The following is a 24,647-nucleotide window of genomic DNA, read 5'->3' as shown; positions in this document are numbered from 1 at the left end:
AGCAAGCTTCGTTCCGCATCGACGCATGAAACGGCCCGGGCGGTCCGCTTCATTTGCATCGATACAACGCGCCGCGCGCGCGGGCGCGCCGATACATCACGTTGAGATATAATCGCACCCCGTTTGCTTGCTCCTGCCCTCTGAAAGTGCACCTTCGGAGCAGAGTGAGCGAACGTGGGCGCGGGTCGTGCAACAGCGCAGGCCCGGTGCGCTCATCACCCCTGTTCGGACATCCCACTCGTTTCATCGGATTAAACCGTGTCGCGCCTCGCCGTTGCCCGCTGGTTTCAGAGCTTTGCCCCGCATCCCATCGCCGTTGCATGGCGCGAACGGGTTCGCGCCTGTCTCGGCGCACTGATCGGCATCGGAGCAACGGGCGTGACGATGTATTGGCTCCTCGGCTCGCAGGCGGACATCCCCCTTCTCGTCGCGCCGATGGGTGCCTCGGCCGTGCTGCTCTTCGCCGTGCCCGGGAGCCCGCTGGCACAACCTTGGTCATTCGTGGGCGGCAATCTCGTGGCGGCAACGCTCGGTGTGCTCTCGTCGCACTGGCTCACGAATCCGATTGCGGCAGCGGCGCTGGCGATCGCCATGGCCACTTGCGCGATGTTCGCGCTGCGTTGCGTGCACCCCCCTTCAGGCGCCGTCGCTTTGACCGCGGTGCTCGGCGGCCCGACTATCCATGCGCTCGGCTTTCGTTTCGTATTGGAGCCGATCGGATTGCAATCGATCGTTCTGCTCGGTGCGGCCATCGTCTATCACGGATTGACAGGACATCGCTATCCGCACGCACATGTTGGCCGAGCCGGCGCGAACGCCGCCTCTGGACGGGACGATATGCGTGCCGGCGTGACGCGCGCCGATATCGAGGCGATCGTTCGGCATCGCGGCGAATGGATCGACGTGGCGGCCGACGACCTGCAGTCTCTCGTGCATGAAGCGCAATTGCTCGCCTACGCACGGAGCTTCAGCGATATGACCTGTGATCAGATCATGTCGCGCAACGTCGTGACGGTATCGCGCGAAGCAACAGCGGCAGCCGCCTGGCGCCTGCTCGAGCGACATCGCATCAAGGCCTTGCCCGTCATCGACGATGCACGCCGCGTCGTCGGCATCGTGACGCGAACCGATTTCGTCGGCCGTACGCCGTTCGGCCTGCGCCGCATTCGCACCGGGCTCGCCGCCTTCAGGCGTGATGGCGCCGCCACCCGACGTATCGGCGAATTGATGACACCGGCTGTTTGCACTGTCGATGCGTCGATGCCCGTCGCGGAGCTGATCCCGCTCTTCGCGCATTACGGCCATCACCATATTCCTGTGCTCCATGGCGATCGGCGGCTTGCCGGCATGATCACGCAATCGGACCTGATCGGCGGCCTGCATCGGCAAACTCAAACGCAAACGCAACGCCTAAAGCTGGCCCGCGCCTGATCTCATGTGCAGAGCATTGCGCCTCGATGGCCACGCCAGGGTCAAAATATCACAATGTGATATAATTTCCGGCCCTTTTGAACAGTCTCCGGCCGAAAATGAGAAACCCTGCTTCGCGCGCGCTCGACAAAGAAGATTTCGAGCAGCTTTCAGAGTTCCGTTATCAGATGCGCCGATTCGAACGCTTTTCGGAGCGTGCGGCACAAAGCGAAGGTATCACGCCATTGCAGTACCTGCTGCTGCTCCATGTGAAAGGCTATCCGGGCCGCGCGTGGGCGACGATCGGCGAGTTGGCGGAGCGCCTGCAGGCACAGCATCATGGTGTCGTGGCGCTGGTCTCCCGCTGCGAAGCCATCGGTCTCGTCGAGCGCAGGCAGAGCGAGGTCGATCGGCGGCAGATGGAAGTCCATTTGCTGAAGGCCGGCGAATCCATCCTCGCGCGCCTCGCGGCGCTACACCGCGCCGAATTGAATTCACTGAAGGACACGTTCAACGTGCCGCAAATCGATCTTTAACCGGTATACGAACAGAGAAGCAATGAACGTCGATATTCACAAACGAGACTTTTCCGCGAATGCGCGCTTGCCTGCCATCTGCGCGCTGGCCGCGGTCATCGGCGTGCTCGGCACGGTAGCGGCTTACGTGCTGCTTCATCTGATCCATTTGTTCACGAACCTGTTTTTTTACGGGACGTTCTCGTTCGACGATCATTCGCCGGCGTACAACGCGCTCGGGCCCTGGGTCATCGTCGTGCCCGCCGCCGGCGGTCTCGTCGTCGGCCTCATGGCGCGCTTCGGCTCGGAAAAGATTCGCGGTCACGGCATTCCGGAAGCGATAGAAGCGATCCTTTTCGGCAAGAGCCGCATGTCGCCCAAAGTGGCCGTATTGAAGCCGCTCTCCTCGGGCATCGTCATCGGCAGCGGCGGGCCGTTCGGCGCCGAAGGTCCGATCATCATGACCGGCGGCGCGCTCGGCTCGCTGCTCGCGCAATGCTTCAAGGTGACGGCGGCCGAACGCAAGACGCTGCTCGTCGCGGGCGCGGCGGCGGGCATGACGGCCGTGTTCGGCACGCCGGTCGCGGCCGTGCTGCTCGCCGTCGAATTGCTGCTCTTCGAATGGCGCCCGCGCAGCTTCTTGCCGGTGGCACTCGCGTGCGCCGTGGCAGGCTTCGTGCGCGCCGCATGGTTCGGCGCCGGGCCGCTTTTTCCGCTGCAGACGGCCGCGCCTCATGCGATCTCGCTCGCGTCGTGCGCGATTCTCGGGCTCGGCAGCGGCGCACTCGCTTGCGGCCTGTCGGTATCGCTCTACAAGACGGAAGACCTCTTTGGCAAGCTGCCGCTGCATTGGATGTGGTGGCCCGCACTCGGCGGCCTCATCATCGGCATCGGCGGGTTTATCGAGCCGCGCGTCCTGGGCGTCGGTTACGATGTCATCGGCGATCTGCTGCATCAAAACCTGTCGATTCAAATCGCTGTCGCGATCCTCGTCGTCAAGGCGATCGTATGGGTCATCGCGCTCGGCTCCGGGACGTCGGGCGGTGTGCTCGCGCCGCTGCTCATGCTCGGCGCGGGGCTCGGCGTCGTCCTCGGCCATATTCTGCCGGGCGGTGAGCCGACACTGTGGCCACTCGTCTCGATGGCCGCGACGCTCGGCGCCACGCTTGGCGCGCCGCTGACCGCCATTCTCTTTGCGTTCGGATTGACGCACGACAGCAACGCGCTCTTGCCGCTCCTCACGGCAACGCTCGTCGCCCACGGCTTTACCACCGTCGTCATGCGGCGCTCCATCATGACCGAGAAGATCGCGCGGCGCGGATATCACATCTATCGCGAATATGGCGTCGACCCGCTGGAACGTCACTACGTCGAGGAAGTGATGACACGCAGCGTTGAAACCATCGATGCGTCGCTCACGACGCACGAAGCGCTGAAGACGTTCTTCGGCGCGAGTCAGTCGCATCGCGCTTACCCGGTCGTACGTGGCAATAAACTCGTCGGCGTAGTCGATCGCGGCACGGTCGTGGCCTTGAACGCGGAGCACGGCGAGCGAACGGCCGATCTGACGCTCGGCGATGCACTGGCTGGCCGCTCGACACCGGTCGCGCTCGCCGACGAAACCTGCAGGCTCGTTGCAACGCGCCTTGCCGTGCATGGCCTCGAACGGCTACCCGTCGTCGCGAATCGCGACTCGCTCGAACTCGTGGGCATCGTCGCACGAAGCGACCTCGTCAAGCCGGCTCGCGCTCACTTCGAGGAAGAACACAAGAGAGAGCGATTTCGCGGGCTGACTCTGCTGCGCCCCTCTCGGCTCCCACGGAGGAAAACGTCGTAGGACGGCGCGCGAATGAAGCCGGAACCATGACGACGGGACGCGCTGCTCGTCCTGGGTGGGTGAACGCACCGATCAGACGCGATTCAGTGGGTAAGCGGACGATTGCCGTTAGCCATCGCACATTCGCCGTACCCGGCAAGTCTGACAATTGGCTCAAGCGCGGTCGAGAAAGAGGCCAAAGCGCCCGCGCTCACGCGGTGCCGGCTGCAAACGGGGAGGCCGAATATGAACATTCTGGAACTGGCGACACAATCAGGCTTGCAGGTGTTGCTCGACGCACGCATCGGCAGCCAGACCTACCACAGCATCAGCGGTTCGATCTCCGCTCTGCAACGATTCGCCGATTCGATCAAGGCGGCAACGCTGGCGGAATCGGCGAAGCGCGAGGACGCTGAGCGCGCAACGAAGCAACCAGTCCCGCGTAGCGCGGCGGTGCGTGCACGACGCGCGCACCGCCGTGCATTGCTGTGTCGCCGCGTGTCGGTAGTCGTGCGGCCCGCTGCCGCGACGTTTCGCTCCCGGGCAGGCTAAGCTCGCCCGCGCCTGGAGCGGCGGACGAGCGCACCCGGGCACAAGGCCGATCAAGGAGCACGCCGCGCACAGAGGTTCAGCTTGCGGCGCCCTCCTCCTCTTCGGTAATGTCGCGCAGCAATAGCAACGGGATGGTGGTACCGCGCAGCAACGATTCGGCGACGCTGCCGGCAAGGAGCCGCCTGAATCCCCGGCGACCATGCGAATACATCACAACGAGATCGGCCGAAAACTCGTCGATGCCTCGCCTCAAGACAGCGACGATGCTGTCTCCGTACGAATCGATCGCTCGGACTGTCCCCACCACGCCCGCGCGCGCGAAGCGTTCGCGCGCCTCATCGAGAACAGACGTTGCCGTGCGGCTCGTCGTATCGGTGGGGGGCATTTCCTCGACATACGCACCGCCGATATCGACGAGCTGCGCCGGATGCACGAGCACGAACACCGCCTGCACTTCCGCATGCAGCGACCGCGCAAGCTCGATGGCTCTATCGAGTGCATGCAACGCGCCTTCGCTGCCATCGACTGGCACCAAGATTCGCTTGTACATGAGACGCCTCCATTAGAGAACGGCGTCCGCCAGGCGCAACGCTACGCTTCGCGAACGTCCGGTGCATGAGGCAGTATGGTTGGGATCCCGCCCGGGAACAACTGCCGCCATGCTCGACTCGACGGGCCGAGCGTGTGCGTGCGCACGCTCGCTCAATGCCCCTCTGCATGGGCGGCCACGCCCTCGGCGCCGAGGATCCGCTCGGACAGCTTTTGGTCGTAGCTCGAATGCACATGCACGCGCTTTTTGTCGGGGAACGCATAGGTATAGGCCTTGCGCAGCGCGAGCGAGGCTTCGTGAAAGCCCGAGAGGATCAGTTTCTGCTTGTTAGGATAGACGGCAATATCGCCGACGGCGAAGATCCCGGGCTTCGACGATTCGTAGTTCGACGTATCGACGGCCACGCGCCCGCCAAGCGTCTCCAACCCCCATCGCGCGATCGGACCGAGCTCCGCGACGAGGCCAAAAAGCGCGATCAGATGATCGGCGTCGATGACGACCGGCCCACCGATCCGCTTTACTTCGACGGATCGCAATTTGCCGCCCGGCGCATCGAGGGCAGCTATCGTGCCGATGATCAGATCGAGCTCGCCCGCCGCCGCGGCGTTCTTTACTTCCTGCACCGTCGCGGCAGCCGCACGAAACGTCTCGCGTCGATGAACGAGCGTGACGCGCTTCGCCACGCCACGCAATGCCAAGGCCCAATCGAGCGCCGAATCGCCGCCGCCGGCGACGACGACGCGTTGATCGGCAAACGTCGAGCGTTGCCGCACAGCATAGTGAACGTGCCGCCCTTCCAGCGCCTCGGCTTGTTCGAGTGCCACGCGTTGCGGAACGAATGCACCATTCCCCGCGGAAAGTAATATTGCCGCCGCGTCGAATCTCAGACCTTGCTCCGTGCTGACGAGCCAGCGCTTGTCTTCCCCGCGTTGCTCGACATGCAGGACGCGCTGACCGAGATGAATCGGCGGTGCGAACGGCTTGCATTGCTCCATCAGCCGCTCGACGAGCTCACGCGCCGTGCAGACAGGAACAGCCGGAATATCGAAGATCGGCTTTTCCGGATAGAGCTCGATACATTGGCCGCCGACTTCACCGAGCGCATCGACGAGGTGGCACGACAATCCGATCACGCCGGCTTCAAACGCGGCGAACAGGCCGACGGGCCCCGCTCCGACGATGACGACATCGGTTCGTATCGGATTGCCGGTTTCGGGGGACTTTGCCTCGTTCACGCTCGATTCTCCACGGTTCTCGACAAAATGCGACGATGCATGCGCTCCCGCACGACGCGTGCCTTGCCGCGCATGGACTACTCGCCCTCGCACAGCCGATACATGGCGATGAGCGCGATACGGCGATATCGTCGCGAATGAACGCAGTATACGAGGCAGCGGCCGCCGTTCATGCAGTGGCCCATTCCCCAGTAGGGAGAAACGTCAAACAAAAAGGCGCCGCAAGCGGCGCCTTTGTCTACGATCGAGCGATCGGATGCATCTTAGAAGCGGTGACGCAAGCCGACGGTTGCGGCCGTCTGGTTGATCGAGCTCGAGAAGCCGCTACCCGTGGTCGGGTTGTAGATGAAAGCCGTCGTGCCAGCCGGGCCCGAAGCGCGCTGATAGACGACCTGCGCGTAGACATCGGTGCGCTTCGACAGCGAGTAGTCAGCCTGAGCGCCGACTTGATGGAAGTGCTGGCTCACGCCCGACACGTTCTGGTTCGTGTAGGTATAAGCCACGCCGAGACCCAGCGCCGGCGTCAAGTTGTACTTGGCGTTGGCTTCATAGTTGTTTTGACGAAGCGAGAGCGGGATCGCGGTAGCGTTGTCGACACGCGCTTGCGTCCAAACGACGCCGACCTGTGCCGGGCCGAACGCATAGCTCGCGCCCGCACCGTACGTGCGCAGACGGAAGTTGCCAAGGCTCGAGAGGCCGAAGGCCGAGTTTGCGAACGAGCTATCCGTCGCGCCGCCGGTCGTGCTGAACGGATTGATCTCTTGCGCATACGACGCTGCGATGCGCAGGCCCTGGAATTGATAGGCCGCGCCGACGCTGTACTCGCGGTTGTTGTTGAAACCGGTCTGATTCGAGAAACCGTAAGTGCCGCCGAACTGCAAGCCGGAGTAGTTCGCGCTCGTGAACTTGATCGAGTTGTTCACGGCCGAGCCGCCGTTCGTGTTGAGGTTGTCGAGATTTCCGAAGTGTGCGAACGACGTGCCGCCCCAGCTGCCCGTTGCCGTCAGCGGCGCGAGGAAGTCCTGTTCCGCATCGTACTGACGGCCGAGCGTCACGGTGCCGTAGTTGCTCGACAGGCCGACGAACGCCTGGCGATTGAACATGCCGTTGTTGTTGGCGAACTTGCCGTTGCCGAGGTTGAAGCCGCTTTCGAGGGTGAAGATCGCCTTCAGACCGTTACCGAGATCCTCCGCGCCGCGCAAACCGAAGCGGCTTTGGTCGATGCCGCCGCTCGTCTGCTGCCAGTTCGAGTGACCGCCGACATTGCTCGTATACGTGATGCCCGCATCGAGCACGCCGTAGAGCGTGACGCTGCTTTGTGCATGTGCGGCAACCGCGAACGACGAGGAGACCGCGGCAACAATGAGGGTTTTTTTCATGAGAGTGCCTTTCTATGACAACTGGCCTGGAGCCAGACTTCCGACAGACGGCCGCATTGCCTCGCCGCCCTTGGGCGAGCGAAGTGAATCCCCTGCGGAAACCGTCCTACGAGCCGCGAGTCTACGGGCTGACCCTAGTTAGGGTATACGTGTAGAACGCAATACATTATTTCGCTAGCTGAAAGGAACTTGTCTGGGGCGCCCGCTATGTCAATGATTCTATTGAATTATGCAAATATACCCAGCGCGCCGATTTAATCGATCCCCGTTTGTCGGCGCGCCCAGCGACGAGCAAAAGGTTGCAAAACTGCAACAGGTGCTTAATACGGCTGTCACGCCGGAGGATGTGACCGGTTCTGTCTCGAACGGCAAGGGGCGCCGCGAATTGGCGGATGGTGACGATACTCTCTCGCGCGCCATGCCGATCCTATGGGTATGCTCAGAAGAGACGTCGAATGTCGGCACCGCCGGTTGGCGGCACTGGGTATCCCTCAATCGAACGAAGATCACAAACCAATGAGCGTCCGTTTTCGGGTTGGCATTGCACTCCTGGTGACTATCGCGCCCGCGATTTCGTGGGCGCAAAGACCGGTCACGTATCCGATGCGAAGCCAGACGCCATCCCAGCAAGCCATCGACCAGGCGCTGTGCTATGCGCAGGCGAAAAAGGAAACGAACGTGGACATCGCGCGGCAACCGCAGACGCCGACGCGCACGACACCGATCACATTCGCGTCCGATGCAGGCCGCGGCACATCGGCGCCACCTTTGCCTGCGAGTACCGGCGTGGCCAGCGCGGCGGCTCCCAATGCGGCTGCACCGACCGCTGCTTCCGGCGCGAGCGCCGGCATAGGCGCAAGCCAGTCGGGAACAGCGGCATCGGCGGCACCCATGGCATCGGCTCCAGGAGCGGCGTCTGGGCCGTCGATGGCAACAGGGAACGCAAGTGAAACCAAAATGCCTCCGTTGCCTCCCCCCGAGCCACCGATGACGACTTACTGGCGCTCATGGGGCAACTGCATGCAAAGCCGGGGTTACGGCGTTCAGTAGACCGGACGCTCGCACTCGAGGCACCGATGATCGGGACTCCGAAATATCTGTTCCCCTCATGAGTGGAGCACGTTAGTCATTAGCGTCACCCATCGACGCTGGAGCGCCGCCTGCAGCGCTCATCGTCGCCGCAACAGACTTTACAGTCTGTTACCCGCACGCTGCATACAGTCAAAACGGCTTTCCCTATACTCCGTTGCGCAACAGGCCCTACCCGCGCTCCGCGAGCGTTACTTCTTATCGAAAACCGATGACGCGCCTCGTCTTCACTAAAACCGCCCTGCTCGTTCCTCTCGTTGCCGGCGCCGCCTTGTCCCTTTCCGCCTGCGTCGTACCTGGCTCCTACGGAACGTATGGCGCGCAGCCACAGTATGCGCAGCCTGCCTACGCGCAACCGCAGTACGCTGAACCCGCTTACGTGCAACAACCCGCCTATGGGCAACCGCAATATGCGCAGCCTCAGTACGGGCAACCTCAATATGGGCAACCCGGATACTCCGATCCCTCCTACGCTCAGCCCGGCAGCGGCTACAGCACGCAGTACGGCACGATCGCGGCGATTCGCCCGATCGGCGGCGCGACGAGCCCCTCGGGCGTAGCCGGAACGCTCGTGGGAGCGCTCGTCGGCGGCGTGCTCGGCAATCAGATCGGGCGAGGTCACGGCCGTGATGCGGCGACCGTCGTCGGCGCGCTGGGCGGCGCGGTAGCGGGCAACCAGATCGGGCAACAGATGGGGCAACCCGCCGGCTATCGCGTCGACGTTCGATTGAGCGACGGCTCGGGACGCTCATTCGACATGCAGACGCCGGGCGATCTGCGCCCCGGCGATCGCGTAAGGATCGACGGCAATCAGCTTTCGCGGTATTGAGCGATCGTAAAGCGGGCCTGCGCGGGCAGGTGCGCTTGATACCCGCCGCCCCGCGCTCGGGGCAGGCGGACCTTCCGTGATCCCGAAGAAAAGAAGAACCGAAGAGCGGAAAACGTCTCAATGAAAATTCCTGCTGGACGCAGGCAATTCCCCGAGCCAATGCGAGAGATCGATCAACCTGTGCGCCACGAGATGTCGCACTTCGCCTTCGCATTGCCATACCCCCAGCACACCGAGCAGCGAAGCGCCGAGCGCTTCCTTCCTTTGCCGTTCGAGCACTTTCGGCCAGATGATGACATTGACGTTGCCGGTTTCGTCTTCGATGGTGATGAAGATGACGCCCTTGGCCGTATCGGGCCGCTGGCGAACCGTCACGATGCCGCATCCGCGAGCGAGACGCCCGTTCGGGTAGCGCTGCAAGACCGCGGCCGGCATCAGCCGTTTTTCCTGCAAGCGCGGCCGTAGCAACGCCAGGGGATGACGTCCTAGCGTCAATCCCATCGACCGGTAATCGCCGACTATATCGTCGGCTTCCGACGGCGTACCGAGTTCCGGTGTGCCGTCGTCCACCGCGGCGCGCTCGAGCATGTCCTTGTCGGGCACGGCGGCGACCGACTGCCACAATGCCTGCCGACGATTGCCGGCAAGCGAGGAAAGTGCATTGGCTGCCGCGAGCACTTGCAGATCGTGACGATCGAGCTGCGCCCGCCGCGCCATATCGTGCACGCTCTCGAACGGACGGACCGCCCGAGCGGCCTCGATTCGTTCGGCGGCGCCGTCGCGCATGCCCTTCAGCAAAGAGAGACCGAGCCGGACCGCCGGTTTCACGGTGCCGTCGATTCGCTCGAGCTTCGAATCCCAATCGCTGATGGCGACATCGACAGGCAGAACCGCGACGCCGTGACGTCGCGCATCCTGCACGAGCTGCGATGGGGAATAGAACCCCATGGGCTGGCTGTTGAGCATCGCGGCGAGAAAAGCTTCGGGCTCGTGGCGCTTCAACCAGCTGCTCGCATAGACGAGCAGCGCAAAGCTCGCGGCATGGCTTTCGGGAAAACCGTACTCGCCGAAGCCTTTGATCTGCTCGAAGATGCTGTCGGCAAACGCCTTGTCGTAGCCACGCGACGTCATGCCGCCCACGATGCGATCGTAGTATTTCCCAAGATCCCCCTTGCGCTTCCAGGCTGCCATCGCTCGGCGCAGTTGATCGGCCTCGCCGGGGGAAAAACCCGCGGCGAGAATCGCGATCTGCATCACCTGCTCCTGAAAAATCGGCACGCCCAACGTGCGCGCAAGCGCGCGCCTCAAGGCGTCGCTCGGATAAGACACGGGCTCGAGCCCTTGACGCCGCCGCAAATAGGGATGAACGGCCCCACCCTGAATGGGCCCTGGACGCACGATGGCGACCTCGATGACGAGATCGTAGAACTTGCGCGGCTGAAGCCTCGGCAGCATCGACATTTGAGCGCGCGACTCGATCTGGAATACGCCGACCGTGTCAGCGCGCGAGATCATCTCGTAGGTTGCGGCGTCCTCAGGGGGGATGTCCTGCATTTCGAACCGCTCGCAGCGCTTCTCGGAGACGAAATCGAGCGTGCGGCGGATCGCCGACAGCATGCCGAGCGCGAGCACGTCGACCTTCAGGAGACCTAACGATTCCAGATCGTCCTTGTCCCATTCGATGACGGACCTTTCCGGCATCGCGGCATTCTCGATGGGCACGAGACGCGACAGCTTGCCCTTGCTGATGACGAAGCCGCCCGTATGCTGCGACAAATGGCGAGGAAAGCCGAGCAATTGAATCGCGAGCGTCGCCCAGGTTTGTATCAGCGGCGTTTCGGGATTCAATCCACACTCCTCGAAACGCTTGAGCAAATCGTGTCTGCCGTCGAACCATTGATGCGACTTGGCGACCATATCGACGATCTGCGGATCGACGCCAAGCGCCTTGCCCGTGTCGCGCAGCGCACCGCGCAGCCGGTAGCACGATACCGCGGCCGCGATCGCGGCACGATCCCGGCCATATTTCGAATAGATGTACTGAATGACCTCCTCGCGACGCTGATGCTCGAAATCCACGTCGATATCGGGCGGCTCGCCACGCTCCTTGCTGATGAAGCGCTCGAAAAGCATATTGCCGCGTTCCGGATCGACTTCCGTCACGCCGAGGCAATAACAGACCGCCGAGTTGGCCGCGGAACCTCTTCCCTGGCAAAGAATGCCCTGGCTTCTCGCAAAGCGGACGATGTCGTAAACAGTCAGGAAGTACGGCTCGTACCGGAGCTCGCCAATCAGCTCGAGCTCGTGCTCGAGTTGGAGCTGGACCTCGTGCGGAATGCCTTGCCCAAATCGCCGATGCGCGCCGATGTAGGTTTCTTGCCGCAAATACGCGGCGGGTGTCATTCCGTCGGGCACCAGCTCGTCAGGGTATTCGTAGCGAAGCTCGTCGAGCGAAAACGCGCAGCGCGCGAGGATATTCGTCGTCTCCTCGAGCGTGCGTGCCGGATACAGATTGGCGAGACGCAGACGCGGACGCAGATGCTGCTCGGCATTGGGCGCGAGATCGTAGCCGCACTCGTGCACGGGCTTGCCGAGACGAGCCGCCGTCAACGTGTCTTGCAGCAGCTTGCGCGAACGCACATGCATCACCACATGCCCGAGCGCGACGACGGGCACCCCGCACTCGTCGGCGACGAATTCGATCACGCCACGATGGATATCGTCCATCGCGCGCTGGTGTAGTACGAGCCCGCACCAGGCTCTCGTGGGAAAAGCCTCCTCGAGCCATCGAAGCTGCTCGTGCAGCGCGGCTTCCTTCGCCGGAAAATCCGGCACGAGAATCGCGAGGCAGTCCGGCATGCCGCGCAAATGACCGTATTGCTTGTCCGGCCGGGCGAGGTCTTGCGGCGTCAGACGGTACTCGCCCTTCGGCGCACGCGTTCGAGCGAGCGTGATGAGCTCGCAGAGGTTGCCGTAGCCTTCGCGGTTCTGCGCAAGCAGGATGAGACCGAATGCCGGCGACCCGTCGGCGTTGACGAGCTTGAAGTACGAACCGATGACGAGTGGCAGATTGGCCGCTTTCGCCGCGTCGTGCGCGCGCACGACGCCTGCGAGCGAACATTCGTCGGTGATCGCGAGACCCGCGTAGCCCAGTTGCGCGGCACGCTCAGCGAGCTCCTCGGCATGCGAGGCACCGTGCAGGAACGTGAAATTGGAAAAGCAAAAGAGCTCGGCGTAGGCCGGCAGCGCGGTGAAAACGGTATCCATCGCGCGTCATCCGAACAACCCATGAAGGAACCCGCATGAGCACCGCCGGATCGCCCGCCTCACGGCGCGATCGCGGCCTCGTGCATGCAGCGAGGCTCGCCGCAACGGCGAGCGAATGACTTCGAGGGGCATCAAAAAAGCGAAAGAAGAAGCTGTATATCCGTACAGTATCGTACACCTCAAAAGGCCTGAGGTGAATTGGAATTTTTAGGGTCAACCGTTCCCCGGGAATCGCGCTTCCGGTGTCTCTGAGCCCCACACCACCGATCTTTGGCGGCTGCAAGCCGTTGTAAAAGCACGGAACTTGCTCATTGTTTAACGCAGACGAAACAATCGGTGAAGCGCGCGCTGCCTCTCCAGACGAGAAAAAAGCGCACACCGTTCGCCAAAGCAGCAAAGACCAATCAGACCAGGGAGGAACATCATGCAAAGGCAATTCGCCATTCGAGCCGTCGCAGCCGGAGTCGGCTTGCTGGTGCTATCCGGCACTGCGCCTGCACAAACGCAGGCCTATACGAACGCTCCGATCGACATCTACGCCGCTCCGGACTACCCCATCGTCGCTGAGGTGCAGGAGGGCTCGGAGCTGACGGTGCTGGGCTGCGTCGAGGATTACAGCTGGTGCGACGTCGCCGCGCCCGGCCTGCGCGGATGGGCCTATGGTGGGTACCTCAGCTATCCGTACCAGGGTACGGAAGTTCCGGTCATGACTTACGGCGCGACGATCGGAATGCCTATCGTCGCGTTCTCGATCGATTCCTATTGGGGCCGTCATTACCGCGATCGGCCCTGGTACCACGATGAAGAGCGCTGGGCCAACCATCCACGGCCGGAGCGCGGTGTCCGGCCACCCGAGCGCCGGGACATCGACCGACCGCCGGTGCCGCGGCCCGAGGAGCGTGAGGCGCCGACATATGGACGTGCTCCTGGAGTGGCCCCGCCTCCGGTGCGCGGCGGTCCGCCCCAGGGTGAACCTCAGCCCAGATATGCGCGCCCCATGGAGCAGCCGTCGCCACGCGCTGTCGAGCCACAACCACAGCCCCGACCCCAGGTTCAACCTCAGCCTCCGGTTGGGCGCGGCGTTCAGGCCGGAGAACCGCCCTCGCGTGCGACGGGCGGCCCGCAAATGCGGCCCGGCCCTGCCCCGGGTGTCATGGCGGCGCCCGGCGGCCGCTTCGAAGAGCGAGGCGTCCAAGCTGGCGGCCGTGGCGGGGAACGCCAGGAAGCTCCGGGGCAGTCGAATCACTAGCGCTCTTTCGCTGTCGTTCTGAAGGGATGGGCAGCCGCGGACCGACGGCGCCCAATAGCGAAATCGCGCGCGCGATCGAATCGATCTGTCCGGCAGATCGCGAGCTTTGGCATCGCAAAATCAGTTGACGGGCCCGGACTATCCGCGTATCGTGCGTGGCTGAAGTATTCAGGAAGTTCAATTGGTGCTCGTCTCATGTCCGCCATTTGCGCGGAGTTCGTTGTCCTCTTTCTCCCTCTTGAAGCTTCCCCGTCGCAAAGCTGGACGGGATTGATCAATTTTATTTTTTGAGGGATTCATCATGGATACCGGTACCGTCAAATGGTTCAACGAAACCAAGGGCTTTGGCTTCATCACTCCTGACGCGGGCGGCCCCGACCTGTTTGCGCATTTTTCCGAGATCTCGGGTAACGGATTCAAGACGTTGGCTGAGAACCAGAAGGTCAGCTTCGAGACGAAGCGTGGCCCGAAGGGTCTTCAGGCATCGAACATCAAGCCGCTTTAATTCGTTCAGGCGTCCGCAGCTCCGGCAGCGGACGCTCCCCGCCGCATCGGCGCCCCGGCCGGTTTTTTGGTCGAGCAAGGCGCTTCGCAGTCTGCATCCTCCCCTCTCGAGGCTTGTCCTCCGATCCGAACAGATCAGCGTCCCTTTTCGGGAAGGCGCAGTCCTACACTCATGCTCAATTCCTTCAGTCTCAATGCAAGTTTCTGCCACCAGACAATACCGCGGCTATGCCGTCTCGCCGTCTGCTCACTGTCTGCCTGACGGCTGCTTCTCCTCGAACGTAACGCTGACACGGTCCGATGCCCGTTGCGGTTCGCCGCTCTACGAGTTTTATTCGCTCGGATATTTCAGCAGCGAAGCAGATGCACTCGGTTATTCAGACCGATGGGCACGGGACTGGATCGATACGCGCGGCTGATCAGACGCCATCGGTCCGTGCAGCTAACGATACGGGTTCGTCTTTCGATGCAGTGAGCCGTTCAGCCGAAGCGCGCGGCCAGCCACTCCTGTGCCCAGCTTTTTGCATAGGCAATCGCGTCTTCGCGTACGTCGAATCCCGCCAAATCACCGCTTAGTTCGATGTCATAGAGGATGCCGTCCGCACGGTTGGCGCTGATGCGGGCGTGGGCAATGTACTCGCCGTCGGCCCGACGGGGCGTAGGATCGATGATAAATCGCGTTGAATGGGCGTGCATCTGCTTTCCTTGCCTGTTGCCCTGCGGTCGCGATCGTTGCCGAGTGTCTCGAACAATCGAATTACAACTCGAGATCGAGGACGTTCGTGTCCTGAGGGCAGGTGTCGATGAGGCGCTCCGCATATGCGGTCGATGCACGTCGCGCGTCGCCTGCGTTCTGAAAAGGTTGCGCAACCGCAAGCCTGAATACCCGGCTACGCGACATCCCTTCCGAACTTCCTGGCTCCTGAATGCGTACGGCGGCGTCGAATCCTTCATCGTAGTTATGCGCGCACCCGGGCTCGGTGGCCCGATGCGGATAGACCAGCGGATATATCTCCAGCCCCCGGTAGAGACGAAAACCTGTTGTCATACGGCACCTCTAAGGCCGCATCACCAGCGGCGGAACGGAGACGGAGTGTGAGCGACTGAAGTCAGTCTGCACACGATTGGTTAAGTCGTTTTGCCTGCGATGAAAGTAAGCGGCCCGGGTTCTATTGGAAAGGCGACTCGGGAGGCACCAGGAACGGCCGGAGGCGATCAACGAGTTCATGCTACGCCCATGGCCGGATTTGTACAGCAAAAGTTCTTCGACCCTTCGGGCGCCAATAGAGCGCGGACATGCGCGTAGCACGATGGCGCCCGCGACGCGGGCAGGCCGCTTCGTACTGCCACTCAACGACGGCGAAATGCGGTCCTTTGTGTAGCCCCGCCGCTACGCTCGTCCTTGTGGCGAAAATTGATTCGCCCTTTCGTCAGGTCGTACACCGAGAGTTCCAGCGTTACCCGATCGCCCGCAAGAATGCGGATGTGGTTCTTGCGCATACGGCCGGACGCATACGCGCCCACCGCAACGCCGTTGTCGAGCGTGACGCGGTAGCGGTTATCCGGCAGCACTTCGTCAACGATACCGTCGAGTTCGAGCAATTCTTCTTTTGCCATTGAAGGTTCCTGTTCAAATGGCGGGACATCGGTTTAGATGCCTCGCTGGGGAAGAAGCCGCGAGCGATGATCGACACACTCGCGATAGTGGAAAAGATGGGGCTTGATGGGCGGCCCCGTCGTTCTGGAAGTGCCGAACACCGCCATGATCAGCGGCGAACCATGCGCGAGGGGATGGGCAATCGTGGCGACCGCGATCCAGTTCGATTGGAAGCGGCGCGTGCACTCCAGACGTCGCTGCTATCGCCGGCCTCACTGGGCGATATCAGTCAAAGGAGGATTCGCGACCAACCGACGCGTGTCTTATTTGCGCCGTAGGCAGCGAGCCAAGGCTGTATTGTAACCGAACGCAGCCATGCGTGCCGACGATGAGGCGACGCCCCGATGAGCCGTGGTTTCGCTTATGGTGTTGGCGTCGGTTGAACTGGGCGCGGCCTTTTCGTATCGATGCCGACCGACGGTCATCCAAAAAGCCCATGAAGGAACCAACTTGGCTCCTTTTCCGGATCGCGACTGCTGACCCGTTCTCGATAAATCCAGTAGCAACTCCGGTCTTCCGCCTGAGCAACGAAGTAATCGCGCGTCACGAGCTCGCCGTCGAACCATCCCGCTTCGATGCGCTCGCCCGGTGACACGATCCTCAGCGGCGACCCATAAAACGGGCGATGCTGGCGCATGAGCAAGCGCACCGGTTTTTCGAGCAGCCATATGGGGCGCGGCAATACATTGGGCATGGACGCCGCTTTGATATTCTCGTGAACCGATAGCCAGCGATTCGCGACTTCCGGTCGATAGTCGGCCACGGGTGCCGCTCGCAGCACGTTCTCGTTCCCAAGACGAGCAACGAGCAGTTCGAGAAGTCGCGCATGGTCTTGCGCGGAGCCTCCAGGTTCGGGAAACAGCGTTTCGGATGCCGGTGCGGCGGGAGCCACGTCAGTCGCTTCGAGGCGAAGTGCAATCACCGATGCGGCCAATTCCAACCGCCCAAGCCGCTCCTTGAGCAGCCGGATCAAATGATCCTCTCGCCACGTCGGCTCGCCAAGGGCGATATCGAGCATCGTTGGAGGAATCGCCGTCCGGCCTCGTTCGTGCTCGAGGAAAAATGTCGCCGCCGATAGCGAGAGTTGCCGGGCGACGAGCCAGCCGCACAACTGTGCGACAAGACGGCGCGCGGCGAACAGTATGCCGTCGGCATGCTCGACGCGATCGGGTAACTCGAGACGCGCGGCAAATGTCGGCGGTGGCACCAGCCAGTCGAAAATCTCGGGAGCGATGCCGAACGCACGATCGAGCGACTCGAGCACGCTGGCGCCGCAACGACGTTGAAGGCCGGCGCGCGGCAGACGGCGCACGTCGGCAATCGTGTCGCAACCAAGCCCGATGAACCAGTCGGCGAATGGCTGCAACTCAGGCACCATGATGAACGGCAGTGCGGAAAGCGCCCGTTCCAGCGAGCGCATTTTCAGAAAACGCCGCCTGCCCTGCTGAGCAAGCAGCCATGCGCTTTGCCCCGTGGGCGCGGCGCTCACGCGCGCACTGAGCCCCAGATCGCCGAGGACGCCGCGCACTTGCCGGCACAACCGCAAGATACCGCCGAAAAGCCGCAGACTCGCGCTCACGTCGAGCACGATCGTCGCATCCCGGGTCATGCCGACTTCCGGCGAGAACCGCATCAATGCCGTTGCGACTTCGTGCTGCGCCGATGCTTCCTTCATCATATCGCGCTCGTAGAGTTCGGCGCCGGGTGCGAGCGTCAGCACGCCGCCGCGCCGCATCCCGGAACGCACGCCCGCCGCGCGCGCCGCATCGTCAGCGACGGCGACTTTCTCCTTCTCGAACACGACCGCACCCGATGCCGGCTCAGGCCACCACTTCGGCCGGAACACTTCCAATTCGAGCCGGTGCAGCTTGACGGCGAGAAATACGCGCATGACGGCTGAACAAAATGGGACTGGGTTGCAGAGGAATCGATACGGGCTCGGCACGCGTCGGTCCTCGTCGTTTCACGATTTCGACGCTGATGCCCTCCCCTTGCGGCCGTACCGCCAGCCGCAGCAGAGCCGGTGAAGCGCCTTCGGCGGTCGTAAGCGGCCTCATCATGACGAACAATGTCTCGGACGACTGGGCCGCGAGATGCAGCCGCCGTAAGGAGGCCGTCGGCACGTGCGACGCCCAGAGCAAAAGCGCCCCACAAGTGCCCGCTCGCAATATCTGCTCGGCCGACCAGAGCGCGTCCGCCGTTTTCGGCGCGCGCACTTGAAACAGCTGTTCGAGCGGCACGCCCAGATAAGCGAATGCAGGTGCATTGACGAGATGGGGCGGCTGCACGAGCGCAAGCGGGCGCTTGGCAAGCGCGATGAGCGCCGGACGCAAAAGCCTCATCTCGCCCACTCCCGGCTGCTGGATCAGCAAATCCACGAGCGCCCCGAGCGGCCAACCGCCGCCGGGCAACTCGGCCGAAAGCGCGGCGTAGCCCGTATCGATCGTGCGCATACCGCCCCGAGCCAGCTGGGAAGCGCGCCAAAGGGACGGATGCACGTCCTCAGGATGAATGATCGCGACAGACATCGGGGGATAGGTGAAGTATGATAAACCTGTATGCATATACAGTATCCTACACGCTTTCGCGGCGATCCGAACAGTCACTTTTTAGCTGCCTCGGAGAGGAGACCCTGTGCAACGCCAGCGGCTCATTGCAGGGATAGCCAAGTACATTGGCCGTCCATCCATGAATCGTTAGCTCTACTAATGAAATTGATGACGCGAACTTCGCTCAGCGTCCCTCCTCGCTTCACTCCATTTTTTACTTCGGACTCCTAATTACTATCCGCGTTCTTCAAGCCTAGCCGGTCCTTCCGGCTGCTGCGTCAAAGAGCCGCATCGCACGGGAAATGAGAACGCGCATGATCAGCAATGCGACACCCAACCAGGTACGAGCAGGCCACGAGGGAACACCCTAGGCACCAGATAGTGGCATCCGCGGTGGAAGTTGCCTAAAGTGGTATCTCTCACCTTGCAATCAGCGGACCGCATAAAAGCAGGCAAGGCGAACACAAACAGCAGAGCGAGGAGTCCAGCAGTACCATCCCTCTGGAGCGAAATTCAATGAGACTCACGATTCTGATAAACGGCCCCGATCCTACCGTCAATCACGATTACGCCGTGTTGTGGCTCGATACAGAAGAACATGTCTGGTCAAGAGAATCCCACGACGGGATCGACCTCCCCGCTTGGGGGGACGTCCGTGACGAAAATGGCGTCATCAAACTTTTCCCGCATAGCGTGGATACTCCGGTATGCACATTGAGCGGCCTGCGTGTCGACCGTGATCGAGGAGTGGCTGCCGCGCAAGGCGCTGCCGAATGGTCGTGCACAAGCAAGCATTCGCCGATGGGCGGGCTATGGCGGCTGCAAGCCGTCGAGAGGAAAACGACTCGGCCCGAAAACAGCGTATTTCCGTTTCAGCGTTGAAGCGTTCGGGTTGGGTCGCCGACGAGGCAGCCTTGCCCCGTCGACGCGCCGAAGGCGGAAATCTTTTTACGGTTCGTTACGAAACGCCCCACGGCGCGTTGCGATTGGTATAGTCGGCCTTGGCTATCTCGAGGCCAACCCTCTTAGGCCCGCTCGACACTGCGTCGGCGGGCCGCTTTCTTTTGTAGCGCGGCAACCGCGCGAACAGCCCTTCATCCTCGCGCTCGTTATGCGCATAAACTTCTTATAATTTTTCTAAGAAATTCGCGCTGCCGCGGGCGAACGGCGCGGAACGGGCCGGCCGACTCGATCGCTCAGCGCGGCGTGACGAATCGGAACGTCAAATTGATCCTTTCGCCGACGAGACCCGGCGCCTTCGGCACTCTGTGCCGCCACTCCGCCTGCGTGCGCCCGCGCATGACGAGAAGACTGCCGCTCGTCAGCTGGAAACTGCGCATCGCCCCTGTTGCGTTATGTCGCAGATCGAACCGGCGCGCCGCACCGAGACTGACTGAAGCAATGACCGGCTCTTCCCCGAGCTCCGGCTCTCGATCGGCGTGCCAGCCCATGCTGTCGTCTCCGCTCCGGTATCGGTTCAGGAGCACACTGTTGAAGATCGCGGACGTTACCGCCTCAGCCGCGGCTTTCAGCTCGAGCACGGTCGGCGTCCACTCGAGCGGCTCATTGCGAATGCCCGAATAGACGTAAACGGCGCCCGGATCGCCCTGCCAGCCTGTCAGGCGCGGCAAACGCTTGATGCCGCCAGGCGTGCCGATCGTGTCCTGTTTCCATGCAATCTCGTCGACCAAATCCAGGAGCGCGCGCGCCGCGTCTTCGGGCTTCAGCCAATGCGGATACCAGTCCACGGCGGGCTCGGGAGCGCCGCCGAACATGTCTTCAATCATCTGAATGAAACCAGTGGCACGACCGGGTGCCGGTCGAATCGCAACAAACTTTATACCTTGGCGCGTGGATGCGCCTCCCGCAGCTTGCGGAGAAACAGCCCCTTCCCGCAGCGACTACCTGGAACGCTTCGAGCGAAGATAGCGCGATGCCCAAAAGGACCCGAACTATGCGAATAGCGCGATGTAAAAGACCACCGCGCCGATCAGCGCACCGATGAAGCAAAACCCTTCGCTTTCCTCGTCGGCGCCATAGCGCAGCCAAGCGCCCACCACCCCGAAAAGCCCCGCGATCCCGAGCGCCACGAACACCATTGCGACGTAGAACAAGGTAGTGCGGCTGATGTCGAGCAAGTCGGTGTGGCGCACCAGGTAGTAAAGGCCGACGGCCATGGCGGAAAGCCCGACGAGCGGCAACCTGACATGGCTACCCTCGTAGCCCAGGTGGTGCGGCGGATGCGGGCGATGCGACGTATGCATCCAATGCGGCAATTTGTTGATTTTCATCATTCGCCTCCTCCCGCGCGCGGCTGACAGCCACGCTGGATTCGAATCACGAATGCGTCTCCAACCATCGATCGTTAGATCGACGCGCAGGACAAAGAATTCCGCGCACCCACCGGGTGTAGCCCGCGATGAAACTGGTTCCACTGGGCCCGGGGCGCGACCGGCAAACAACGGATGCCGTCTGTACAATTCCAAGTCCCATTGATATGTTTCGGCGGTACCGCGCTGTTGTCACTGCGTAGTTCCCCTGCCCTCTATGCGCCGCTCCTCTTTCTTAGTCCGCGTGATCGTTATCGGGGTCTTGCTGCACGTCTATGTCGGGTTCCGGCTCATCCCCGAATGGCCGATCGGCCTGCCCGTCAAGATGCTCGCCGCGATATGGCTCGTGTCGTCATGCTTTTTGATTCCGCTGGGCATGCTCGCTCGTCGCCTCGAGCGCCAACCGCTTGCCGACAGGCTTGCGTGGGTCGGCCTTCTTGCGATGGGCTTCTTTTCGTCGCTGCTCGTCATCACGATCGTGCGCGACCTCACGATTGCATCGCTGCTGACCGTCGACACACTGTTGCCTCGAACGATATCGCTCGACAGGTGGCGCATCGATACGGCCGTCGCAGTGCCTGCGCTGGCGCTGCTGTCTACCGCGATTGGCTTCGTCAATGCGCGGCGACGCGCAAAGGTCGTGACCATCGAAGTGCCGATCGCCGATCTTCCTGCCTCGCTCGATGGCCTCACCATTGTGCAGATCAGCGATATTCACGTGGGACCGACCATCAAGCAACGCTATGTTCAGGCGATCGTCGATGAGGTCAATCGCCTCGAGCCCGATCTCGTGGCGATTACCGGCGACGTAGTCGACGGCAGCGTCGAGCAGCTTGCCGAGCATGCGCAGCCGCTCGCGAGTCTGCGCGCGCGGTATGGCGCTTACCTGGTAACGGGCAACCACGAGTACTACTCGGGTGCCGACGAGTGGATTGCCGAGTTCCGGCGTATGGGCTTAAAAGTCCTGCTGAACGAACATGTCGTCTTGAAGCACAACGAAACGCCATTCGTCGTCGCGGGCGTGACCGACTATTCGACGGGACATTTGAATGGGACGCATCGCAGCGATCCGGCGGCCGCCATCGAGAACGCACCCGAGCAAGCCTGCGTCAAGGTTCTGCTTGCGCATCAGCCGCGCACGGCGTTAGCCGCCGCGGATCTCGGCTATACGTTGCAGTTGTCCGGACATACGCACGGAGGGCAGTTCTTCCCATGGAACTTCTTTGTACGATTGCAGCAGCCGTTCACCGCGGGTCTTGCACGGATCGATAATCTCTGGGTTTATACGAGTCGCGGAACGGGTTACTGGGGACCGCCCAAGCGGTTGGGGGCGCCTTCCGAAATCACGCGTATCCGACTCGTGGCCGAGCCGGCGATATCGCTTGCTCAAACGGCTTAGAGCCCAGCGCTCCGAGAAAGACACCGCGAGTCTATGCGAGGAGACCTTTGCTACGGCTTTGGGAACCCGAGGGTATCGGCCCTGGCCCGCAACTCGACCATGCTACCGGGCATCGCGCTGACGGCCGACTGCGATTTGTCGATCGCTGACGGCGAGCTCGATGACGAGGGCTGCGTCGCTCCCGCGCACAATCCGCCGAATGTGCCCTGCGTCACAGCGATGGGAGGCGCGTCCGAGCGGGGCAAGACGCCGAACTCGAGCGCGTACGCGAGGTTGAACGTCGCCGGATCGCTACCGCGGACGCCTAACGGCTGCAGCCCGAAGCGCCATTGCAGCAGTGCGTGGATCGAGCTTGGATCGAACGGATATCGCGAGACCGTGCCCGCCGCAACGCGTGGGCCGAGCAATGCGCACGGGACACGAAAGCCGAGCCGTCCGTCGTTGCCGAGCGCCAGCTCGGCGTTGCTGATGGGCCGGATGGGCGGGACCACGTGCTCAAAAAATCCGCCGTATTCGTCGTAGACGATAATCATCAACGTACGGTTCCAGTTCGGTCCTGTGCGTAATGCATCGTAGATCTGACCCAAGAGCACCTCACCATTGCGGATATCGGCAAACGGGTGGTCGTCGTCGGCGGTGCCTTCATCTTCGCCGATAAAGCTCGGGTCGACCATGCAGAATGAAGGCAACGTTCCGGCCTTGGCGTCGGAAAGGAAGTCGGAGAACAACCGCGAGATGCCGACGTATCGGTCGCCATAGAGCGCAACGATCGGCACGTCATGGAAGTAGTACTTCGCGCTGATTTTCGCATCCGCAAAACGATCCCAGATCGTCGGCAACGTGCACTTGTCGGTACTGTCGGTCAGGCGATCGGTCGCACCGCTATGGAGGTAGATGCGGTTCGGGAACGTAGGGCCTAGGAGTCCGCTGAAATAGAAGTCGCAGACCGCATAGCTGCTTGCTTCGCCGCGGAAGAAATCGAGGTCGGACTGACCGTAGAAGCCGATCGGGTAGAGATCGCCACGCGTCTTGTTCGTGTCGGGCGTGAGGAGCCAGCCATTCATCGCGCCTGATGCAAGCTGAGTTCGCGCGCCTTGATATGAGTGGTCCGGCTGCGCATGCCCGCACGCCTGGTAGCCATATGACTGATTCGCCGAAAGCAGAAACGGCGTTTGCGGGCTACCGAATGCGTCGTTGTATTGCAGGTTGGCCGGCATTCCCTCAGCTCCGCTCACCCATCCAACAAAATGGTCGAACGAACGATTCTCCATTGTCACGAGTACGACGAAGTCGACGTTCGACGCGGCAGGATCGGGGAGCGACGGCCGCGGCAGGCTGTAGCGGTCACCTGCATTGGGCGACGGCACATCGCCGATCGAAGGAGCCGGCGCGCTACCGTTCGGCGTGTTTTGCTTGCCGCCTCCGCAGCCCGGAAGCACGATGCCACCGGCCATTGCGGCCATACCGGCAAGGAAGCTGCGGCGATCGAAACCGCGATGCGCTGAGACATTGTTCATCTCTTTGCCTCCATTCAGCCGGTCAGCTAGCCGTCGTGCGGCGCTGGCGACCGGCTACGCCGGAATCGACCGCAAACGGCCCGGCAGCGAAGGATATTTCCGCTGTCGGCACGGGAAGGCGGCGCAAAAATCATTCCGCTTGCCGCGAGAGGATGCAAATAGACGGCTCCCGAAGGTGCGGAGCCAATGTCGAATAGGACGGCTGCTAAATCGAGCTCGCGCTGCTGACGTCACATCGCGCCACGCCGACGGCAAACCGCGGAAATTTGCTGAATCGCGAAGTCGTCTCTGACTCCCGGCAGCGCTTGAATCATGCACTCGTGGAACGCGCGCTCACGGGGTAACAGCAGCGCGCCATTGCGGTACAGCGTGTCGCAGGACTGTTGTATCAACATGGATGCGGCGCTGTTCCAACTATCGCGCAACGACTGCAGCACGCACTGATCGTAGGCGGAGTTGCCGCCGTATGCGGCGGCGACGGAGGGCAGCGACAACATCGCGACGACCAAAAATACTTTACGCAACGTAAGTCTCCGAGAGCTGACTGGGCCCCAGTCTAGCGCGGGGCCCTTATGCCATTCTCGATCGGCGCTGATATCAAGACTTTTCCCAACGGCTATTCGTGTCGTGATGTGCATTGAACGACGCCCCAAAGCACAAACCCCCGCGAGCAAGAGCTGGCGGGGGTTTGATGGGGTTGGGGAGCCTGACGATTACCTACTTTCACACGGGGATCCGCACTATCATCGGCGTGGAGTCGTTTCACGGTCCTGTTCGGGATGGGAAGGGGTGGTACCAAC

Annotated in this window: 26 protein-coding genes; 12 read left to right on the top strand and 14 right to left on the bottom strand. The window is 62.1% G+C overall.

Features of this window, described 5'->3' with window-relative positions; genetic code table 11:
- Positions 1 to 258 precede the first annotated feature (258 nt).
- From AB4Y31_RS26610 to AB4Y31_RS26595, 4 genes are all read left to right on the top strand, one after another.
- Positions 259 to 1,431 (top strand): HPP family protein, encoded by a 1,173-nt coding sequence (locus AB4Y31_RS26610; protein ID WP_368676625.1) that lies wholly within the window; start codon positions 259 to 261, stop codon positions 1,429 to 1,431.
- A 98-nt stretch (positions 1,432 to 1,529) separates the two neighbouring features.
- Positions 1,530 to 1,946 (top strand): MarR family winged helix-turn-helix transcriptional regulator, encoded by a 417-nt coding sequence (locus AB4Y31_RS26605; RefSeq protein WP_018442270.1) that lies wholly within the window; start codon positions 1,530 to 1,532, stop codon positions 1,944 to 1,946.
- A 22-nt stretch (positions 1,947 to 1,968) separates the two neighbouring features.
- Positions 1,969 to 3,762 carry a chloride channel protein gene (locus AB4Y31_RS26600; RefSeq protein WP_368676624.1) on the top strand — a complete coding sequence of 598 codons (1,794 nt, stop codon included), beginning with the start codon at positions 1,969 to 1,971 and terminating at the stop codon, positions 3,760 to 3,762.
- 225 nt (positions 3,763 to 3,987) lie between these two features.
- The gene (locus AB4Y31_RS26595; protein WP_018442272.1) at positions 3,988 to 4,293 is read left to right on the top strand and encodes a hypothetical protein; all 306 of its coding nucleotides are present in this window, start codon (positions 3,988 to 3,990) and stop codon (positions 4,291 to 4,293) included.
- A 76-nt stretch (positions 4,294 to 4,369) separates the two neighbouring features.
- Here the strand turns inward: AB4Y31_RS26595 and AB4Y31_RS26590 are convergent, their stop codons facing one another.
- From AB4Y31_RS26590 to AB4Y31_RS26580, 3 genes are all read right to left on the bottom strand, one after another.
- Entirely contained in the window at positions 4,370 to 4,843 is a 474-nt protein-coding gene (locus AB4Y31_RS26590) for a universal stress protein (RefSeq protein ID WP_368676623.1), read from the bottom strand.
- Positions 4,844 to 4,995: 152 nt separating this feature from the next.
- Positions 4,996 to 6,078, bottom strand: coding sequence for an NAD(P)/FAD-dependent oxidoreductase (locus AB4Y31_RS26585; protein WP_368676622.1), 1,083 nt, complete (start codon positions 6,076 to 6,078; stop codon positions 4,996 to 4,998).
- A 263-nt stretch (positions 6,079 to 6,341) separates the two neighbouring features.
- Positions 6,342 to 7,457 (bottom strand): porin, encoded by a 1,116-nt coding sequence (locus tag AB4Y31_RS26580; RefSeq protein ID WP_368676621.1) that lies wholly within the window; start codon positions 7,455 to 7,457, stop codon positions 6,342 to 6,344.
- A 229-nt stretch (positions 7,458 to 7,686) separates the two neighbouring features.
- On the opposite strand from AB4Y31_RS26580, the gene AB4Y31_RS26575 reads away from it, so the two are divergent.
- A complete protein-coding gene (locus tag AB4Y31_RS26575) occupies positions 7,687 to 7,977 on the top strand; it encodes a hypothetical protein (RefSeq protein WP_368676620.1) in 291 nt (96 codons plus the stop codon).
- Between the two features lie 130 nt (positions 7,978 to 8,107).
- Here the strand turns inward: AB4Y31_RS26575 and AB4Y31_RS26570 are convergent, their stop codons facing one another.
- The gene (locus tag AB4Y31_RS26570) at positions 8,108 to 8,350 is read right to left on the bottom strand and encodes a hypothetical protein (protein ID WP_018442276.1); all 243 of its coding nucleotides are present in this window, start codon (positions 8,348 to 8,350) and stop codon (positions 8,108 to 8,110) included.
- Between the two features lie 407 nt (positions 8,351 to 8,757).
- Between AB4Y31_RS26570 and AB4Y31_RS26565 the strand changes: the two genes are divergently transcribed.
- The gene (locus AB4Y31_RS26565) at positions 8,758 to 9,375 is read left to right on the top strand and encodes a glycine zipper 2TM domain-containing protein (protein ID WP_368676619.1); all 618 of its coding nucleotides are present in this window, start codon (positions 8,758 to 8,760) and stop codon (positions 9,373 to 9,375) included.
- A gap of 117 nt (positions 9,376 to 9,492) precedes the next feature.
- Here the strand turns inward: AB4Y31_RS26565 and AB4Y31_RS26560 are convergent, their stop codons facing one another.
- Positions 9,493 to 12,642 carry an error-prone DNA polymerase gene (locus AB4Y31_RS26560; RefSeq protein ID WP_368676618.1) on the bottom strand — a complete coding sequence of 1,050 codons (3,150 nt, stop codon included), beginning with the start codon at positions 12,640 to 12,642 and terminating at the stop codon, positions 9,493 to 9,495.
- 424 nt (positions 12,643 to 13,066) lie between these two features.
- Between AB4Y31_RS26560 and AB4Y31_RS26555 the strand changes: the two genes are divergently transcribed.
- The 3 genes from AB4Y31_RS26555 (at position 13,067) to AB4Y31_RS26545 (ending at position 14,814) form a co-directional block, all read left to right on the top strand.
- Entirely contained in the window at positions 13,067 to 13,891 is an 825-nt protein-coding gene (locus AB4Y31_RS26555) for an SH3 domain-containing protein (RefSeq protein WP_368676617.1), read from the top strand.
- Between the two features lie 301 nt (positions 13,892 to 14,192).
- Complete coding sequence (locus AB4Y31_RS26550) at positions 14,193 to 14,396, top strand: cold-shock protein (protein ID WP_018442283.1); 204 nt, start codon at positions 14,193 to 14,195, stop codon at positions 14,394 to 14,396.
- 193 nt (positions 14,397 to 14,589) lie between these two features.
- The gene (locus AB4Y31_RS26545) at positions 14,590 to 14,814 is read left to right on the top strand and encodes a hypothetical protein (RefSeq protein ID WP_083925718.1); all 225 of its coding nucleotides are present in this window, start codon (positions 14,590 to 14,592) and stop codon (positions 14,812 to 14,814) included.
- Positions 14,815 to 14,875: 61 nt separating this feature from the next.
- On the opposite strand, the gene AB4Y31_RS26540 is transcribed toward AB4Y31_RS26545, so the two are convergent.
- The 3 genes from AB4Y31_RS26540 to infA all read right to left on the bottom strand — a co-directional run bounded on the left by AB4Y31_RS26540 (position 14,876) and on the right by infA (position 16,012).
- Positions 14,876 to 15,091: a hypothetical protein gene (locus AB4Y31_RS26540; RefSeq protein ID WP_368676616.1), complete on the bottom strand. Its 216-nt coding sequence runs from the start codon at positions 15,089 to 15,091 to the stop codon at positions 14,876 to 14,878.
- A 61-nt stretch (positions 15,092 to 15,152) separates the two neighbouring features.
- Positions 15,153 to 15,443 (bottom strand): hypothetical protein, encoded by a 291-nt coding sequence (locus AB4Y31_RS26535; protein WP_018442285.1) that lies wholly within the window; start codon positions 15,441 to 15,443, stop codon positions 15,153 to 15,155.
- Between the two features lie 302 nt (positions 15,444 to 15,745).
- Positions 15,746 to 16,012, bottom strand: a complete 267-nt coding sequence (gene infA / locus AB4Y31_RS26530) for a translation initiation factor IF-1 (protein ID WP_018442286.1) — start codon at positions 16,010 to 16,012, stop codon at positions 15,746 to 15,748.
- A gap of 66 nt (positions 16,013 to 16,078) precedes the next feature.
- On the opposite strand from infA, the gene AB4Y31_RS26525 reads away from it, so the two are divergent.
- Complete coding sequence (locus AB4Y31_RS26525; RefSeq protein ID WP_368676615.1) at positions 16,079 to 16,330, top strand: hypothetical protein; 252 nt, start codon at positions 16,079 to 16,081, stop codon at positions 16,328 to 16,330.
- A gap of 143 nt (positions 16,331 to 16,473) precedes the next feature.
- On the opposite strand, the gene AB4Y31_RS26520 is transcribed toward AB4Y31_RS26525, so the two are convergent.
- Complete coding sequence (locus tag AB4Y31_RS26520) at positions 16,474 to 17,943, bottom strand: DNA polymerase Y family protein (RefSeq protein WP_368676614.1); 1,470 nt, start codon at positions 17,941 to 17,943, stop codon at positions 16,474 to 16,476.
- Positions 17,873 to 18,580, bottom strand: coding sequence for a translesion DNA synthesis-associated protein ImuA (imuA, locus tag AB4Y31_RS26515; protein ID WP_368676805.1), 708 nt, complete (start codon positions 18,578 to 18,580; stop codon positions 17,873 to 17,875). The genes AB4Y31_RS26520 and imuA overlap by 71 nt, the downstream gene beginning before the upstream one ends.
- Positions 18,581 to 19,117: 537 nt before the next feature.
- Here imuA and AB4Y31_RS26510 point away from each other — a divergent pair.
- Positions 19,118 to 19,483 carry a DUF3564 family protein gene (locus AB4Y31_RS26510; protein WP_020566378.1) on the top strand — a complete coding sequence of 122 codons (366 nt, stop codon included), beginning with the start codon at positions 19,118 to 19,120 and terminating at the stop codon, positions 19,481 to 19,483.
- A gap of 314 nt (positions 19,484 to 19,797) precedes the next feature.
- Here the strand turns inward: AB4Y31_RS26510 and AB4Y31_RS26505 are convergent, their stop codons facing one another.
- Together AB4Y31_RS26505 and AB4Y31_RS26500 are read right to left on the bottom strand one after the other, a co-directional pair.
- A complete protein-coding gene (locus tag AB4Y31_RS26505) occupies positions 19,798 to 20,388 on the bottom strand; it encodes an alpha-ketoglutarate-dependent dioxygenase AlkB (RefSeq protein ID WP_368676613.1) in 591 nt (196 codons plus the stop codon).
- A 165-nt stretch (positions 20,389 to 20,553) separates the two neighbouring features.
- Positions 20,554 to 20,895 (bottom strand): hypothetical protein, encoded by a 342-nt coding sequence (locus AB4Y31_RS26500; RefSeq protein WP_368676612.1) that lies wholly within the window; start codon positions 20,893 to 20,895, stop codon positions 20,554 to 20,556.
- Between the two features lie 253 nt (positions 20,896 to 21,148).
- Here AB4Y31_RS26500 and AB4Y31_RS26495 point away from each other — a divergent pair, with 253 nt between their 5' ends.
- Positions 21,149 to 22,330 (top strand): metallophosphoesterase, encoded by a 1,182-nt coding sequence (locus AB4Y31_RS26495; protein ID WP_368676611.1) that lies wholly within the window; start codon positions 21,149 to 21,151, stop codon positions 22,328 to 22,330.
- Between the two features lie 50 nt (positions 22,331 to 22,380).
- Here the strand turns inward: AB4Y31_RS26495 and AB4Y31_RS26490 are convergent, their stop codons facing one another.
- A complete protein-coding gene (locus tag AB4Y31_RS26490; protein ID WP_368676610.1) occupies positions 22,381 to 23,847 on the bottom strand; it encodes an alkaline phosphatase family protein in 1,467 nt (488 codons plus the stop codon).
- Between the two features lie 230 nt (positions 23,848 to 24,077).
- Entirely contained in the window at positions 24,078 to 24,344 is a 267-nt protein-coding gene (locus tag AB4Y31_RS26485; RefSeq protein ID WP_368676609.1) for a VF_A0006 family four-cysteine protein, read from the bottom strand.
- Positions 24,345 to 24,647: the final 303 nt, after the last annotated feature.

The sequence above is a fragment of the Trinickia sp. EG282A genome, assembly GCF_040965455.1.
GTDB classification, from domain to species: domain Bacteria; phylum Pseudomonadota; class Gammaproteobacteria; order Burkholderiales; family Burkholderiaceae; genus Trinickia; species Trinickia symbiotica.
The sequence above is the reverse complement of the archived record's forward strand: the minus strand, read 5'-3'. Positions and strand labels throughout refer to the sequence as shown.

What these genes read in the sequence shown, in the direction of transcription:
- AB4Y31_RS26540 (WP_368676616.1), bottom strand. Translation starts at nt 15,091, where the DNA reads ATGCACGCCCATTCAACGCGATTTATCATCGATCCTACGCCCCGTCGG.
- AB4Y31_RS26505 (WP_368676613.1), bottom strand. Translation starts at nt 20,388, where the DNA reads ATGATTGAAGACATGTTCGGCGGCGCTCCCGAGCCCGCCGTGGACTGG.
- infA (WP_018442286.1), bottom strand. Translation starts at nt 16,012, where the DNA reads ATGGCAAAAGAAGAATTGCTCGAACTCGACGGTATCGTTGACGAAGTG.
- AB4Y31_RS26550 (WP_018442283.1), top strand. Translation starts at nt 14,193, where the DNA reads ATGGATACCGGTACCGTCAAATGGTTCAACGAAACCAAGGGCTTTGGC.
- AB4Y31_RS26525 (WP_368676615.1), top strand. Translation starts at nt 16,079, where the DNA reads ATGATCGACACACTCGCGATAGTGGAAAAGATGGGGCTTGATGGGCGG.
- AB4Y31_RS26600 (WP_368676624.1), top strand. Translation starts at nt 1,969, where the DNA reads ATGAACGTCGATATTCACAAACGAGACTTTTCCGCGAATGCGCGCTTG.
- AB4Y31_RS26565 (WP_368676619.1), top strand. Translation starts at nt 8,758, where the DNA reads ATGACGCGCCTCGTCTTCACTAAAACCGCCCTGCTCGTTCCTCTCGTT.
- AB4Y31_RS26555 (WP_368676617.1), top strand. Translation starts at nt 13,067, where the DNA reads ATGCAAAGGCAATTCGCCATTCGAGCCGTCGCAGCCGGAGTCGGCTTG.
- AB4Y31_RS26485 (WP_368676609.1), bottom strand. Translation starts at nt 24,344, where the DNA reads ATGTTGTCGCTGCCCTCCGTCGCCGCCGCATACGGCGGCAACTCCGCC.
- AB4Y31_RS26495 (WP_368676611.1), top strand. Translation starts at nt 21,149, where the DNA reads ATGCGCCGCTCCTCTTTCTTAGTCCGCGTGATCGTTATCGGGGTCTTG.
- AB4Y31_RS26570 (WP_018442276.1), bottom strand. Translation starts at nt 8,350, where the DNA reads ATGGGTGCCGCCGATGCCGCTGTTCCCGACTGGCTTGCGCCTATGCCG.
- AB4Y31_RS26605 (WP_018442270.1), top strand. Translation starts at nt 1,530, where the DNA reads ATGAGAAACCCTGCTTCGCGCGCGCTCGACAAAGAAGATTTCGAGCAG.
- AB4Y31_RS26545 (WP_083925718.1), top strand. Translation starts at nt 14,590, where the DNA reads ATGCAAGTTTCTGCCACCAGACAATACCGCGGCTATGCCGTCTCGCCG.
- AB4Y31_RS26580 (WP_368676621.1), bottom strand. Translation starts at nt 7,457, where the DNA reads ATGAAAAAAACCCTCATTGTTGCCGCGGTCTCCTCGTCGTTCGCGGTT.
- AB4Y31_RS26575 (WP_368676620.1), top strand. Translation starts at nt 7,687, where the DNA reads ATGCAAATATACCCAGCGCGCCGATTTAATCGATCCCCGTTTGTCGGC.
- AB4Y31_RS26510 (WP_020566378.1), top strand. Translation starts at nt 19,118, where the DNA reads ATGAGACTCACGATTCTGATAAACGGCCCCGATCCTACCGTCAATCAC.
- AB4Y31_RS26535 (WP_018442285.1), bottom strand. Translation starts at nt 15,443, where the DNA reads ATGACAACAGGTTTTCGTCTCTACCGGGGGCTGGAGATATATCCGCTG.
- AB4Y31_RS26590 (WP_368676623.1), bottom strand. Translation starts at nt 4,843, where the DNA reads ATGTACAAGCGAATCTTGGTGCCAGTCGATGGCAGCGAAGGCGCGTTG.
- AB4Y31_RS26500 (WP_368676612.1), bottom strand. Translation starts at nt 20,895, where the DNA reads ATGATGAAAATCAACAAATTGCCGCATTGGATGCATACGTCGCATCGC.
- imuA (WP_368676805.1), bottom strand. Translation starts at nt 18,580, where the DNA reads ATGTCTGTCGCGATCATTCATCCTGAGGACGTGCATCCGTCCCTTTGG.
- AB4Y31_RS26595 (WP_018442272.1), top strand. Translation starts at nt 3,988, where the DNA reads ATGAACATTCTGGAACTGGCGACACAATCAGGCTTGCAGGTGTTGCTC.
- AB4Y31_RS26490 (WP_368676610.1), bottom strand. Translation starts at nt 23,847, where the DNA reads ATGAACAATGTCTCAGCGCATCGCGGTTTCGATCGCCGCAGCTTCCTT.
- AB4Y31_RS26560 (WP_368676618.1), bottom strand. Translation starts at nt 12,642, where the DNA reads ATGGATACCGTTTTCACCGCGCTGCCGGCCTACGCCGAGCTCTTTTGC.
- AB4Y31_RS26520 (WP_368676614.1), bottom strand. Translation starts at nt 17,943, where the DNA reads ATGCGCGTATTTCTCGCCGTCAAGCTGCACCGGCTCGAATTGGAAGTG.